We start from the raw sequence: 15,008 nt of genomic DNA, 5'->3' as shown, positions 1-15,008 counted from the left end.
CCAGGAGGTTTATTTGCAATTTGACTACATCATTATTGGCGCCGGCTCTGCCGGCAACGTCCTCGCGACACGTCTGACTGAAGATCCGAACACTACCGTGCTGCTGCTTGAAGCGGGCGGCCCGGACTATCGCTTTGACTTCCGTACCCAAATGCCCGCTGCGCTGGCGTTCCCGCTACAGGGTAAACGCTATAACTGGGCGTATGAGACCGAGCCGGAACCGTTTATGAACCACCGCCGCATGGAGTGCGGACGCGGTAAGGGGCTTGGTGGATCATCACTGATCAACGGCATGTGTTACATCCGTGGTAACGCGCTGGATCTCGATAACTGGGCGAAAGAACCCGGTCTGGAGAACTGGAGCTACCTCGACTGCCTGCCCTACTACCGCAAGGCCGAGACGCGCGATGTGGGCGAGAACGACTACCACGGCGGTGATGGCCCGGTAAGCGTGACCACCTCAAAACCGGGTGTCAATCCGCTGTTTGAAGCAATGATTGAGGCGGGCGTGCAGGCCGGTTATCCGCGCACGGACGACCTTAACGGGTATCAGCAGGAAGGTTTCGGCCCGATGGACCGCACCGTCACGCCACAGGGCCGTCGCGCCAGCACCGCGAGGGGTTATCTCGATCAGGCCAAATCGCGCCCGAACCTGACGATTCGTACTCACGCTATGACCGATCACATCATTTTTGACGGCAAACGCGCGGTGGGCGTCGAGTGGCTGGAAGGCGACAGCACCATTCCGACCCGCGCGGCGGCGAATAAAGAAGTGCTGTTATGTGCAGGCGCGATTGCCTCACCACAAATCCTGCAACGCTCCGGCGTCGGCAACGCTGAACTGCTGGCGGAGTTTGATATTCCGCTGGTGCATGATTTGCCCGGCGTGGGCGAAAATCTTCAGGATCATCTGGAGATGTACCTGCAATACGAGTGCAAAGAACCGGTTTCCCTCTACCCTGCCCTGCAGTGGTGGAATCAGCCGAAAATCGGTGCGGAGTGGCTGTTTGGCGGCACCGGCGTGGGTGCCAGCAACCACTTTGAAGCAGGCGGATTTATTCGCAGCCGTGAGGAATTTGCGTGGCCGAATATTCAGTACCATTTCCTGCCAGTGGCGATTAACTATAACGGCTCGAACGCAGTGAAAGAGCACGGCTTCCAGTGCCATGTCGGATCGATGCGCTCGCCAAGCCGTGGGCATGTGCGGATTAAATCCCGCGACCCGCACCAGCATCCGGCGATTCTGTTTAACTACATGTCGCACGAACAGGACTGGCAGGAGTTCCGCGACGCGATTCGCATCACCCGCGAGATCATGCATCAACCGGCGCTGGATCAATACCGTGGCCGCGAAATCAGCCCCGGCGCGGAATGCCAGACAGATGAGCAGCTCGATGAGTTCGTGCGTAATCACGCCGAAACCGCCTTCCACCCATGCGGTACGTGCAAAATGGGGTACGACGAGATGTCCGTTGTGGATGGCGAAGGCCGCGTGCACGGGCTGGAAGGATTACGCGTAGTCGATGCGTCAATTATGCCGCAGATTATCACCGGCAATCTGAACGCCACGACCATTATGATTGGTGAGAAAATGGCGGATATGATTCGCGGACGAGAAGCGTTGCCGAAGAGTCTGGCGGCGTATTTTGTGGCGAATGGGATGCCAGTAAGAGCGAAAAAACTGAATCGCGATTTGAACTAACGCAGGAACTTATAAGCTTGAGAGTTACCGTTCTACGATAAGGACCGAATCCTTATATAAAAAACATAGGTAACTCTCATGCTTCATATCCAGTATTCATGATGCTGGTTTTTTGCTGATGTTTTTACCAGAATATTCCTGATACAGACTATTAATTCAAGCTTATCTGCGACAGATTTCATTTTCTGGATATATTATGAGTGACAAATCAAACAGGATATCGATCTGATTGAAATTTTATTTTATCTGAAGAAAAAGATTCGTGTTATTCTGTTTATTATAGCTGTTTGTATGACAATGGTGCTATTATTTCTGTACATCAATAAAGACAATATAAAGCTGAGTTACAGCCTAAAAATAAACCACACAACATCAGGCATACTTGTAAGCTGTGATAGCAATAATAACTTTGCCTGTCAGACCACAATTACTGAAGATGTTATTCAGCGAATTACGAGTTTTTTAGACCAGTACTAATGCTAAAAATTGCCTTGTCAAAAAAATGGTAGATGAATACCAACAAAACTCTGGGCAGTAATAAACAGCATTCTGATAGAGAGTGCCTGTATAAAGCTGAAGTGACAATGACCGGGAAGGGAGCCCGTCTTCAGGAATGGATTCCTGTCTTTTTCACTGTAAATATCCTGGCATTATTAATGTCAGGATATTTACAGAAGAGCAGCATAACCATGACGGAACGGGGTTAAGTCAGGTTGTCCTTAACGCTATTCACAACCTCGTATACCGCCTTCAGGTTTATGTCCAGACTTCATATCTCTCTCAGCAATCCTCAATAATCAGATACACCGCTTTCACCGGACCATGAACCCCGACGACTTTGATAAGCTCAATGTCCGCCGTTGAACTAGGACCACTGATGATGTTAATACATGACGGCATTCGTTCACCGGCCTGCGCTTTCTGATGCAATTTTTCTGCGAGTTGCGCTACACGCGGCAGGATTGTGCTTTTACGCAGGATAAAAAGAGAAGATTCCGGGAGCAAGCTCAATGAACGCCCGCGCCCGGCGGCGGAAAAAAGAACCACGCCACCCGATTCGGTTAAACCATATTCAGCATATACGACGCCCACTTTAGCCTGCTCTGCTTGTGATATGTTCTCAATACCTTTCGCCGGATCCCAAACAACGGCATTGCATTCCTGCTGCAAACGTTCGCTAATCCCCAATTCCTCCAGCCTCGTGTCACCGCTAATCACGACCGACTGCTCTCCCAGCTCTTTACACAGACATATTGCAGCTTCTGCGGCCTGCGCCTCGCTGGTCAGTTCACAGCGCGTCAACATAACATCGCTGGCAAACTGGATAAACGCGTCACAGCGCTGCTGTTGGTTAAGTTCGGTAAGCCGCTCGTTAGCATAGTTGTTAAGCGGCGCATCTTCTGCTTGCGGTTCAAGTCGCTGCGGGCGACCCAGTGCCTGAGCAACGTTATTCAAAAATTCGCTCCGATTATCCATTCTTTTTCTCCTGCGCCTGATGTTTCTTAAACCAACTACGGAAACTCTCTCCGTCAGCTTCAGGAAGATCGCGTGCTTCCATCCAGTCGCTAATCGCGCCAAATTTGAGTGGTGTTTTGCCGCCATTGATAAACCAGCTTGCCGCATGAGCACCAGCCATCATCCCGACTTTCCACAATCCTGGATGACTATTGGCATAAGCGAACATTTTTATCGCCCGTTGCTCTGCTTTTGCGGTGATCCCTTTTTCAGCCATCACCCGACGATGACGCAAAATCAGTTTTGACAGCGGAATACGCACCGGACACACGCTGTCACAAGCGGTGCATAAAGAGCAGGCGTAGGGTAAATCTTTAAAATCTTTATAGCCGCCAAGTAACGGGGAAATCACCGCACCAATTGGCCCTGGATAAATAGAGCCATATCCATGACCGCCAATATGGCGATATGCCGGACAAGTATTCATACAAGCCCCGCAGCGAATACAGCGCAGCACATCCCGAAATTCAGAAGCCAGCACCTCAGAACGCCCGTTATCGACAATAACCAGATGAAACTCTTCAGGACCATCAACGTGCCCCGCTTCGCGCGGTCCTGTCAGCCAGGTGTTGTATCCCGTCAAACGTGCACCAACGGCACTGCGCGCCAGCATGGTGATCAATACATCTACCTCGGCAAACGTGGGGGCAATACGCTCCATTCCCATCACTGCAATATGCGTTTTAGGCAGCGTGGTACACATTCGCGCATTACCTTCATTGGTCACCAGGCATACCGAACCGGTCTCTGCCACCGCGAAATTACAGCCGGTAATACCTATTTCAGCACTGAGGAAATCTTCGCGGATTTTTTGCCGAATGAATAAGGTCATCGCTTCAGGCGTTTCCGGCCCCTCATAGCCCAGACGTTCGTGTAGCACTCGACGGATCTGATGGCGATCTTTATGAATTGCCGGGACCACAACATGAGAGGGCGGATCTTGATCCAGCTGGAGAATGTATTCACCCAGATCGGTTTCAATCACCTGAATGCCTGCATCCTGCAACACATGATTGACACCAATCTCTTCGGTCACCATCGATTTAGATTTCACCACCTTCCGGGCATTTTTGCGTTGGGCGACCTGTAAAATGTAGCGGGTGGCGTCTTCTTTAGTTTTTGCAAAATAGACGTGACCGCCGTTTTGCGTCACTTTTTCAGAGAGCTGGTACAGATAAGCGTCGAGATTACTCAGAACATGATCACGTATCTGGGCGGCCCGATCGCGCCACTCCTCCCAGTGCCCCAATTCATCGACCATTTTTTGCCGATTTGCCCCAATACGCTGCTGCGCGTTTGCCACCGCTTTGCGCATGATCGGATCTTCAATTTGCTGACGGATGCGTGTCTTAAAATCTGTATTACTGGTTTTGATCGACATCTTTATATCCTCAGCGGCTCATCAGCACTTCAGCAATATGCATCACTTTGACTTTCTGCCCTTCCCGTTGTAATCGTCCACTGATGTTCAGCAGGCAACTCACGTCAGCACCAATTAAATACTCAGGGCGGACTTCCATCAGGTGCACAACCTTTTCTTTCACCATCTCGCCGGATATTTCGGCCATTTTGACCGAGAACGTGCCGCCAAATCCGCAGCAGGTATCCTGTTCAGCAAAGGTCAACAGCTCCAGTCCACGCACATTTTTCAGCAGCGTAAGTGGCTCGTCCTTCACCCCCAGCTTACGGGCCAGGCTACAAGATGGGTGATACACCGCTCTCCCTTGCAAACTGGCACCTACATCGACTACCCCTAATGTATTAACAATAAAAGAGGTGAGATCCTGCATACGCGCGGCAACCTTTTCGGCACGTGATGCCCATTCAGGCTCATCCGCCAGATACGTTGGGTAACTTTTTACGGCATAGGTACAGGAGCCAGCCGGTGAAATAATGGGATCGTCGTTATCCTCCAGTGCGGCGATCAGATTTTTCATCCCTGGAATCGCTTCTTTGATATAACCACTATTGATCGCAGGCTGACCGCAGCATCCCTGTTTCTCCGGGAAATTTACGCGACAGCCGAGTTTTTCCAGTAGCAGCACGGAGTCTCGTGCCATTCTTGATTTCAGGGCGTCACCAATACAGGTGACAAAGAAATTGACATTCACAACTAATACTCCATTACTTCATGCCCATTTATGCCCGATGGTTCCCCCCACCAGGGGATCAATCATCAATAAATATGGCGTTCTTTTTTAATTGGCTAGCAACATACCACCCCTCATTTGTATGACAAATGATAATCTTTCATCCAAACTTCAAATGCAATAACTAATTTTATTTCTTTCGGCATCGCTCACATTTTATAGGGAAATCGACGATCATTTTTGGCATAAGAAATTCATTTAAAAAGGCCACATCCCTTATACCTATTCAGAGCTACTTATTCAGGGGTTGTTGAGATATACAATGATGGTGTACTAACAAAATCACCGGCAATAATCAGGTATCAAGTAATAGTCGGCATTTTATTTAATTAAAGCAATTTAGTTTGCGTTTTTATTTACATACTGGGCCAGCATTCTTCAAAAAAACATATAAAACACAGTTGAAAATAGAAATAGTTGAAAGGCTCACAACACCCGGAATGCTGATTATCTTTGCTCCGATTCCTGGCGGTTTTATTCAGGGTGCAAGCTGTCTGACTCTTTCCCGATATTCTCCCGGGGTACAACCAAACTCGCGGACAAACGCCTTGTGAAAAGATGATTCACTGGCATAGCCTACTGACTCAGCGATCACCACAACAGGGAACGTTTCCCGGGAAAACATCTGGGCCGCTATTTGTAGACGCAACTTTGTTAATACAGCCAGCGGCGTGGTTCCGGAAACATCACGGAAAAGCTGGGCAAAACTTGCCCGGGACATGTGGGCGATGCTGGCCAGCGATTCGACGGTCCAGGCGTGTCCTGGCATTTCCAGCATTTGCTGTATTACCGCACCAAGACGTGGATGCAGAAGCAAACTGAGAATGTTTTTCTCAGTATTAACCTGTGCAATCCACTCACGCACCGCGAGGGTAAAGAATGTAGCGCAGATCTGGCTACACAGTGCATCCACTCCCGGCATTGCCGATCTGGACTCCTGTTGTAAAAACGGGATCGCCTCCCTCAGCCAGTTATATTCCACGCTGTGGTTAACCGGTGCTAAAAACAGCGTTTCCGGCAAAGACGTTAAAAAATAACGCGCCGAATGTTGCAGTCGAAGAGTGCCACAGACAATACAGGTCGATTCATTATCGACATGACTCAGGCGATGAGCTGAATTTTGTGGTAGCAGGACCACATTTCCCGGGCGTAATGTAAAAATCTCCCCCGTCGGCATTTCCAGCTTCGCCGCTCCTTGCGTTAACGCATGCCAACGAATAACCGATAATTCCCCGGCACCATGTGGAAGCTGCCAGTCACTTCCTAACACGCAATTCTTATCGATCGTTCCTTGTGGAGCGTTAAGCATCAACAAACGGCTAAGGGCATCCATATCAGACTCCTGAGTGGTTTTTGATTACAAACACCAACAATCTTAGTCAATAATTAATCTAATACCATCAAATAGTTAATCATGATTTTTGTTTTGTGATTCTGATTAAGAAAAAGAAAATACCAGACGATAAGACAAAATATCAAGCGTTGTGAAGAAATGTTATTTGCTCTTTTGCGTCTATAGTCATGATGTCAAATGAACGCGTTTCGACAGGAAATCATCATGAATAAATATCAGGCAGTTATTATTGGTTTTGGCAAGGCTGGAAAAACATTAGCCGTCACGCTGGCAAAAGCAGGTTGGCGTGTGGCTCTCATCGAACAATCAAATGCAATGTATGGCGGGACCTGTATTAATATCGGCTGTATCCCAACCAAAACATTGGTTCATGACGCACAGCAGCACACAGACCTTGTCCGTGCCATACAGCGTAAAGATGAAGTGGTTAATTTTTTACGTAATAAGAATTTTCATAATCTTGCGGATATGCCCAATATCGACGTGATCGACGGCCAGGCGGAGTTTATCAATAATCATAGCCTGCGTGTTCATCGGCCTGAGGGAAATCTGGAGATTCATGGCGAGAAAATTTTTATTAATACCGGTGCACAAACCGTGGTTCCGCCAATTCCTGGAATTACCACCACGCCTGGTGTATATGACAGCACCGGATTACTTAATCTAAAAGAATTGCCTGGGCATTTAGGTATTTTGGGCGGCGGATATATTGGCGTTGAGTTCGCCTCTATGTTCGCTAATTTTGGCAGCAAAGTAACCATTTTAGAGGCAGCTTCGCTGTTTTTGCCTCGGGAAGATCGGGATATTGCTGATAATATCGCGACGATTTTACGCGATCAGGGCGTCGATATAATCCTCAATGCCCATGTGGAGCGAATCAGTCACCATGAAAATCAAGTGCAAGTGCATAGCGAGCACGCCCAACTGGCGGTGGATGCACTGTTAATAGCTTCCGGTCGTCAACCGGCTACCGCTTCGTTACATCCAGAAAATGCAGGTATCGCAGTAAACGAGCGCGGGGCAATTGTCGTTGACAAGCAATTACATACCACCGCAGACAATATTTGGGCGATGGGAGATGTTACCGGCGGGCTGCAATTTACTTACATTTCACTGGATGATTACCGCATTGTGCGTGATGAGTTGCTGGGAGAAGGCAAACGTAGTACTGATGATCGGAAAAATGTGCCTTATTCCGTATTTATGACACCACCCCTGTCCAGGGTTGGTATGACAGAAGAACAAGCCAGAGAGAGTGGTGCTGATATTCAGGTGGTGACATTGCCTGTAGCTGCAATTCCGCGCGCCAGAGTGATGAACGATACCCGTGGGGTATTAAAAGCGATTGTTGATAATAAAACCCAACGTATATTAGGGGCATCACTGCTGTGTGTTGACTCCCACGAGATGATTAATATAGTGAAAATGGTGATGGATGCCGGGCTGCCTTATAGCATATTACGCGATCAGATATTTACTCATCCGTCGATGAGCGAATCACTCAATGATCTATTTTCATTAGTCAAATAAACTCAAAATCAGACGCCAGGACAAATATTCTGGCGTCTCAGAGAAAATAAGTGATTAATATCAATCATGTATTTTTACAGCAAGACAACCACGAACAAACTCAGGATTAAAATGTTTTACTGACTCCCCAACATAACCCAAATCAAGCGAACTAATTTGTGCCATTTCTTTCTCTGTCAGTGAGAAATCCCAGATAGCAAAATTTTCTTCGATACGCTGTTGATGTGTCGATTTCGGAATAACGACCACTCCCCGTTGAATATTCCAACGCAGAATGACTTGAGAAATCGATTTTTGATGGGCATCTGCAATACTCTGAAGCAGATTATTTTCAAAGGGTTTATGTCGTCCACCACCTAACGGAGCCCATGCTTCAGGCTGCACGTTATAATACTTCATGGTTGCCAGCGCCTCTGGTTGGGCAAAATAGGGATGCAACTCGACCTGGTTGACCATCGGTTTAACTCTTACCGTTTCACAAAAGTTCGCCAGAACATGAGGGTAGAAATTGGAAACCCCAATCGCTTTTAATTTGCCCTCTTCATAGGCATCTTCGAGTGCACGCCACGCACTGAAATAATCGCGCATGGCCTGGTGCAATAAAAAGAGATCGAAGTATTCCAGTCCCGATTTTTTTAATGATTCTTCAATACCTGCTGCTGCAATATCCTGATTCAACATATCCTGCACCCACAATTTAGACGTTATAAATAACTCTTCTCGGGTACATAAACCTTCAGATATGGCTTCACGAACGGCTTCACCGACGGCATCTTCATTACCGTATACCGCTGCAGTGTCGATGAGTCGATAACCCGTGCGGATAGCATTCAACACTGACTGTTTGCACACGTCTTTATCGGTAACCTGAAAAACACCAAATCCCATCATCGGCATTTTCAGATTGTTACTTAATACGGAAAATTCCACTGTCAGTCCCTCCATTAGGTATGAACAATGAGTCTACGTTAAAACGTAACCTCAAATTAGTATGTGGATTTTGATATCACTTATGCAAAAAATTCATTAATAATGTAGGACTGAAACCTCTCTATTTTTGGGGCAATGAAGCAGACGCTATCAGTGCTTTTGCCTTGGGACTTGCTGTTTTTGATACACTTAGGGCCCAGGACATAACGAAAATGTGCGATATGACAAAGAATTAACGGAGAATGTGATGATCAGGCAGAAGATTCTACAGCAGCTCCTGGAGTGGATTGAGTGCAATCTTGAGCACCCTATTTCAATCGAAGATATCGCACAGAAATCTGGCTACAGCAGACGCAACATCCAGCTTCTGTTCCGAAATTTCATGCATGTACCTTTGGGAGAATACATTCGCAAACGAAGGCTTTGTCGCGCCGCCATTCTTGTCCGGCTCACCGCGAAATCTATGCTTGATATTGCACTCTCTTTGCATTTTGATTCACAGCAGTCATTCAGCCGCGAATTTAAAAAGTTATTCGGCTGCTCTCCCCGTGAATACCGCCACCGTGATTATTGGGATCTCGCAAATATCTTCCCTTCTTTTTTAATACGTCAACAGCAAAAGACGGAGTGTAGATTAGTCAACTTTCCTGAGACGCCTATTTTTGGCAATTCATTTAAATATGATATTGAAGTGTCGAATAAATCACCGGATGAAGAAGTCAAACTGCGACGTCATCATTTAGCCAGATGTATGAAGAATTTTAAGACGGATATCTATTTCGTCTCCACGTTCGAACCGTCAACAAAATCGGTCGATTTGCTCACAGTTGAAACTTTTGCCGGTACGGTATGCAAACAAACCGATTCAGAGATGTCGAAAGAGTGGACAATTAACCGAGGACTGTATGCCTCTTTCCGCTATGAAGGTGAGTGGGAGCACTACCCTGAATGGGCGCGAAACCTCTATCTGATGGAATTACCTGCCAGGGGGTTAGCCAGAGTGAACGGCAGTGATATTGAGCGATTTTATTACAATGAAGATTTCGTAGAAAAGGATAGCAATGATGTTGTTTGCGAAATATTTATCCCTGTTCGTCCGGTTTAGTTATCGCTATGTCTAAATGAATTTATAACAAGACTACTGTCAGGCAATTCAATAAATAATGGCGTTGAAGATGTCAACGCCATTATTGTTTATTAGAATGTTACTTTCATACTCTTAATATTATTTCATCGCCTCCTCGCCCGTTGCCGTATTGGCCTCCACCGCGGTAATGGTCACCGTCACTGGCTTCATTTCGTACCCGCCATAGGTCAGGGCGTTAAATGTGAACGTATAGACACCAGGCTTGCTGGTACTAAATGTACGCGTGATTTTTCCGCTCACGAAATGGTCATTTTTCGACGGCAGGAACTGATAATCCTTCTCCGTCACCCCTTCCGGCGTCTGAATGTCGACCCACATATTCCCGCCAACGGGGTTATTTGCCGACATCAGGGTCACCTCCAGCTTCGCAGTCGATTTCCCATCCGCCACCAGCGAAGGCACATTAGATGATGCGGTGAGCTGCGCGTTTTTATCATCCGCGACGAATTTAGCTTCGGCGGTTTTCGTTGATACCTGACCGTTGTTCTGACTCACTTGCGCCGTGAGTGTATATGTCGCCGCAACAGTAGTGGTGGCGGTGAAAATAGCCTGCCCTTGCTCATTCGTTGTCGTAGTGCCATTCGGTTCCAGGTTTAACGAAGCCGGGCTGGCGGTCAGCGTCACTTCGCTATCTTTCACCAAATTCTTATTGGCATCAGTCACCGTAACTTTATACGTTTGTTTGGCTTTGCCGTCCGCCAGTGCATAGTTGCCAATCACCTCAATACTGGAGACGGTTGCGGTAGCCTTATCGGCTACAAACGTTATAGTCTGCGTATTCGAAGGCTGGCTATTCCCTGCCGATGCCGTGATCTCATACGTTCCGGCAGTCACTGAAACCACCTGCAACTCTGCTTTCCCCTCATCGTTGGCTTTCACCCAGACATTATCGCCAGTAAGCGGCTTGACACCCCGGGGCAGATTAAATGTCACCAGAGTTCCTGGAACAGGGTTACCGTTTTTATCCTCAACGGTCGCCGTCAGCGTAAAGGCATCTTTGCCGTTTGCCACTTTTTGAACGGCGGTGTCTACCTGCAGGTTTGCCTGACCGGTGCTGGCATCCGCGTTGAATTTCACCGTGACCGTCTTCTGAGAGTTTTTCACCGCGGCCGCGATTTCAAGTTCCCCTGCAACGGTTGATATCAACTCAATATCCGCTTTACCTGCCGCATTGGTTGTTACTGTATTCCCCGTCTTGCTAGTCACACCCTGCGGTAAAGTCAGCGTAACTTCTTGCCCCTGCAACGGGTTACCATAGCTGTCCACGACGGTCAGGGTTACCTGGTTAGCAGACTGTCCATTTGCCAGCTGGTTATCAACCTTCACCGTCATATCACGAATCTCAGCCTGAGAAGCGTCACCTGCAACATTCAGCACCAGTGGCTGAGCAACGGCATTTTGGCCGTTCACGCGTGGCATGACAGACAACTGACCTGCAGCCGATCCCAGCGTTAAGGTCGCCACGTAGACCCCATTACTTTGCTCTGTCCAGCTTCCTGCTGAAGGTCGCTCTGATCCCGTGCTGGCGGCACCGCTAAACACGGGTGCATCTGGCTTCAGCCCGGTGACCGGGTTCCCGTACGCATCCTTCACGGTGAAGGTGAGTTCCGTCGTCGTTTTAACCGTTGGAGTCTTATTGTCCGCAACAAGCGTAGAGTTCGCTGATGACATCTCCCCGGCGATGACCGTCAACTGCGCGGCTTCGGTGGCTGCTGGCTGGCCGTTGAAGAGCGGCATGACACGAAGCTCGCCCGTCTTTCCGCCTGTGGTCAACGTAGCAACATAGGAACCGTCACCTTTTTCGGTCCAACTGGAAACGGTCGCCCCTTCAGAGGCGGTCCCCGTCAAACTTGCCGACAACGAAAGACCACTGATAGCGTTGCCATGCGCATCTTTCGCCACCAGCGTCACGGTTGTGCTTTCGCCTGCTTTTACGCGATCTGCGGCTACAGACACTGTCGACTGGCCTGAAGATAACGCATCAGCCACCACGGTCACTTTAGCCGCATTCTCTGCCGCATCCTGTCCATTTAGCTTCGGCATAACTTCTAATTCACCCGCCGTAGAGCCGAGAGTAATCTGCGCAGTCCACGTCCCATCACCATTATTTGTCCAGCCAGATGCCGTAGAACCAGCAGCTGCTGCGCCCGATAATGACGGTGCATCCGGATTGAGGCCTGTTACAGGGTTGTCATTGGCATCTTTTGCCGTCCAGATTGCCGTAAGCGTACCGCCGACCACCGGTTTATCAGGATTCAGGGTGATGGACGAATGTGCTGCATCAAGCGGCCCAGCAACGAACTTCAGCGTTTGTTGTAATGTACCCAGCTGATACTGCTCGCTGAAGGCACGCACAACAACGTTTCCGGCACGGGTCGAAGAAACCGTGGCGCTGTAAACCCCTGGTTTTATTTCCGAAATGGCACCAACGGTAACACCATTAGTGTCTTGCGGAACAAGTCGCAGGCGGCTGGCTTCTCCCGTCACCGGATTACCCTCGGAGTCCACCGCAGTCAGCGTCAGCGTGTAGGCTTGCTGACCATCAGCAACCACGTCACCTGACGGCTCGTTAGCGCTCAGGGTGGAGTTTGCCACATCCATCATCGTGGCCCGCAGTTCTGCAGTGACGGTTTTGCTCATGCCATCAACGCTAACAGTAATCGTTGCCTCACCTGACTGCGTTCCGGTCGTAAAGACAGACTGGTACACCCCTGCTTCAGTTTCGGTGAACTCACCCAGTGTGGGTTTTGCCTGTGATTTAGTGGCCTTCAGGGTACGAGTCACAATATTTCCAGCCGGTTTGAAGGATAGTTCAGTCTTGATCTGATCTTTCATGCCCGTGACTGGCTGGCCCTCTGCGTCGCGCAGAGACAGCACCAGCGGCTTTTGCTCATTACCGTTAGCAAGCATTTGAATACGGCTCTGACCGTCAAGCGTTAACGCAGTGCGATCGGCGCTCATACCAGCTCCGGTAATAACCACTTCTGTCTGCACACGTTTCGAGGCATTGCCTTTGTTATCGTAGGCAACTGCTGAAATCGCATAATAATTGTCTTTGCCTGGACGGTAAGCCGGGAGCGTTACTTGCCACTGACTCCCCTGCCCGGTAATTTTGCCACCTTCAGCCAGTAATGATGGTGCTTCCCACTGCACATTTTTCAGACCGTGAGTCGCTTTGCTGACCACCAGCCCCAGGGAAACAGTCTGCCCGCCCTTGCCTTCAATACGCTCAGGCAGAGCAATACGGATCACTTCTGATTTGCGGTACTCAAGAATGATATTGTTATTACGCTCAACCAGGTCATAGCGGCTGCCTGCCAGCATTCGACGCTCGCGAATGCTGTCTGTATCGAGTTGTTTTTCCAGAGGTTCGCCAATTCGGTAGTTAACTTCCAGGCCAAAGCGAGTGTCATTCTCACCACTCTTGCCCTGCTTATGCCCGGCGCTCAGTGTCAGAAGAGGCACTGGTGTATAGGTTACCTCGGCAGAAATAGCATGCGGGTCTTTCTGGCGTTTATCTTTACCAAACAGCCCGACTTCATCGCCATAATACTGCTCATACATCAGGCTTGCGCCAAGCTGCGGCCAGGCAGGTAAATAGCCCTCAGCACGAATATCCCAGCCATTCGCCGGGCGTTCCTGATAATCCTCAACATCCGGTGATTTTTTCCAGCCAGAAGCCCGGATATAACCATTGGCGCTCAGTTTCAAATAATCACGCCAGTATTCCGCACCAACACCAATGCGGGTATGACTACGGGATAAATCATGATCGATAAAAGTATTCACCCCCGCCATCCAGTCATTTCCTGAAAAATGACGCCAGCCAAAACCAATATTTGACTGAGTACGATCGTCGGTACGATGTATTGCCCCCTGAGTGAACAACATATTTGTCGGCGTGTCATAAATCGGATAAAGCATTTCCAGCGAAGAATCCTTCAGCGAGAAATCTTTATCGACATTCAGTTTGACGCGCGCTGTACCATATTTCCCGAGCCACTCCTGTATTTCCTGGTTAGCTTTAGCGGTGGCCATTCCGGTAATAAAATTACGTGTCGCATCGCTATCTGGCTGACTGCTTAAAAATGTCCCGGCATTCGCGGCAAGCGACGCGACATTTTTCTCCACGTTATTATCAGCAGTTACCGTAGTATTTTCCATGCTCAATCGTGGCTGAACCGCATGCTGCGCATGTGCCGCCATTACTGGGGTAAAAGTGACTGCGAGTGGGAAAAGAACCTGAACAGAGATATTTGCCCACGCCACGCAGCGGGCCAGAACTGAATAACGAAATCGTGGTTGTTTATGACCTGTTTTATAACGTGACATTGAGATAATTTCCTGATGAACGAATTAACGAACATAGGCAGACACAAATAATGGCGTCTGCTTGTCAGAAAAACCGGGATTTCCCGGTTTCCTTTTCCGCAGAAAAGGAAATACCTTTATGTAAGAAAGTACACCGCCACCTAATATATCCAGTGCCTGTAGCCACTCATCAGGTGGTTGGGCGCGGGATTATATTTTTATTTATGGGTGAAAATTTAGCTTTTTGTGCAAGTCATTAAATAGATACCTATGTTATATTTCTTACTCTGCGGACAGTGAATAATTCATTATTCAGAGTGAATAATAATGACCTGCTTTTAATTTACCACGATTGGAAATACGTCGAAG

At 48.5% G+C, this 15,008-nt stretch carries 9 protein-coding genes and 1 pseudogene; 4 read left to right on the top strand and 6 right to left on the bottom strand.

What is annotated here, in order from left to right:
* Nucleotides 1-13 precede the first annotated feature (13 nt).
* Entirely contained in the window at nucleotides 14-1,702 is a 1,689-nt protein-coding gene (betA, locus tag QUE34_RS01980) for a choline dehydrogenase (RefSeq protein ID WP_032302499.1), read from the top strand.
* Nucleotides 1,703-1,909: 207 nt separating this feature from the next.
* Nucleotides 1,910-2,164, top strand: a pseudogene (locus QUE34_RS01975) (hypothetical protein); the annotation flags it as partial.
* 318 nt (nucleotides 2,165-2,482) lie between these two features.
* Here QUE34_RS01975 and QUE34_RS01970 read toward each other — a convergent pair.
* The 4 genes from QUE34_RS01970 to rclR form a co-directional block, all read right to left on the bottom strand.
* The gene (locus QUE34_RS01970) at nucleotides 2,483-3,178 is read right to left on the bottom strand and encodes a LutC/YkgG family protein (protein ID WP_032183351.1); all 696 of its coding nucleotides are present in this window, start codon (nucleotides 3,176-3,178) and stop codon (nucleotides 2,483-2,485) included.
* Nucleotides 3,171-4,598: a LutB/LldF family L-lactate oxidation iron-sulfur protein gene (locus QUE34_RS01965; RefSeq protein ID WP_000023919.1), complete on the bottom strand. Its 1,428-nt coding sequence runs from the start codon at nucleotides 4,596-4,598 to the stop codon at nucleotides 3,171-3,173. Before QUE34_RS01965 ends, QUE34_RS01970 begins: the two co-directional genes overlap by 8 nt.
* A gap of 10 nt (nucleotides 4,599-4,608) precedes the next feature.
* Nucleotides 4,609-5,328, bottom strand: a complete 720-nt coding sequence (locus tag QUE34_RS01960; RefSeq protein ID WP_001102126.1) for a (Fe-S)-binding protein — start codon at nucleotides 5,326-5,328, stop codon at nucleotides 4,609-4,611.
* A gap of 517 nt (nucleotides 5,329-5,845) precedes the next feature.
* Nucleotides 5,846-6,700 carry a reactive chlorine-specific transcriptional regulator RclR gene (rclR, locus tag QUE34_RS01955; RefSeq protein WP_032183347.1) on the bottom strand — a complete coding sequence of 285 codons (855 nt, stop codon included), beginning with the start codon at nucleotides 6,698-6,700 and terminating at the stop codon, nucleotides 5,846-5,848.
* Nucleotides 6,701-6,925: 225 nt separating this feature from the next.
* Between rclR and rclA the strand changes: the two genes are divergently transcribed.
* A complete protein-coding gene (rclA, locus tag QUE34_RS01950; RefSeq protein ID WP_032302497.1) occupies nucleotides 6,926-8,251 on the top strand; it encodes a reactive chlorine resistance oxidoreductase RclA in 1,326 nt (441 codons plus the stop codon).
* Nucleotides 8,252-8,311: 60 nt separating this feature from the next.
* Here rclA and QUE34_RS01945 read toward each other — a convergent pair whose 3' ends face one another.
* On the bottom strand, nucleotides 8,312-9,181 hold the full coding sequence (locus tag QUE34_RS01945) for an aldo/keto reductase (RefSeq protein ID WP_032302496.1): 870 nt from the start codon (nucleotides 9,179-9,181) through the stop codon (nucleotides 8,312-8,314).
* A gap of 247 nt (nucleotides 9,182-9,428) precedes the next feature.
* On the opposite strand from QUE34_RS01945, the gene QUE34_RS01940 reads away from it, so the two are divergent.
* A complete protein-coding gene (locus QUE34_RS01940) occupies nucleotides 9,429-10,286 on the top strand; it encodes a helix-turn-helix domain-containing protein (RefSeq protein WP_032183341.1) in 858 nt (285 codons plus the stop codon).
* A 120-nt stretch (nucleotides 10,287-10,406) separates the two neighbouring features.
* On the opposite strand, the gene fdeC is transcribed toward QUE34_RS01940, so the two are convergent.
* A complete protein-coding gene (gene fdeC, locus QUE34_RS01935; RefSeq protein WP_032302495.1) occupies nucleotides 10,407-14,660 on the bottom strand; it encodes an inverse autotransporter adhesin FdeC in 4,254 nt (1,417 codons plus the stop codon).
* Nucleotides 14,661-15,008: the final 348 nt, after the last annotated feature.

It is taken from the genome of Escherichia sp. KS167_9B (assembly GCF_030295215.1).
Classification (GTDB): domain Bacteria; phylum Pseudomonadota; class Gammaproteobacteria; order Enterobacterales; family Enterobacteriaceae; genus Escherichia; species Escherichia coli_F.
Note: the sequence above shows the minus strand (reverse complement) of the source record. Positions and strands in the feature narration are given on the sequence as shown.

Bases quoted from the DNA above. Each gene is read 5' to 3' on its own strand.
- rclR (WP_032183347.1), bottom strand. From the start codon at position 6,700: ATGGATGCCCTTAGCCGTTTGTTGATGCTTAACGCTCCACAAGGAACG.
- QUE34_RS01940 (WP_032183341.1), top strand. From the start codon at position 9,429: ATGATCAGGCAGAAGATTCTACAGCAGCTCCTGGAGTGGATTGAGTGC.
- rclA (WP_032302497.1), top strand. From the start codon at position 6,926: ATGAATAAATATCAGGCAGTTATTATTGGTTTTGGCAAGGCTGGAAAA.
- fdeC (WP_032302495.1), bottom strand. From the start codon at position 14,660: ATGTCACGTTATAAAACAGGTCATAAACAACCACGATTTCGTTATTCA.
- QUE34_RS01970 (WP_032183351.1), bottom strand. From the start codon at position 3,178: ATGGATAATCGGAGCGAATTTTTGAATAACGTTGCTCAGGCACTGGGT.
- QUE34_RS01965 (WP_000023919.1), bottom strand. From the start codon at position 4,598: ATGTCGATCAAAACCAGTAATACAGATTTTAAGACACGCATCCGTCAG.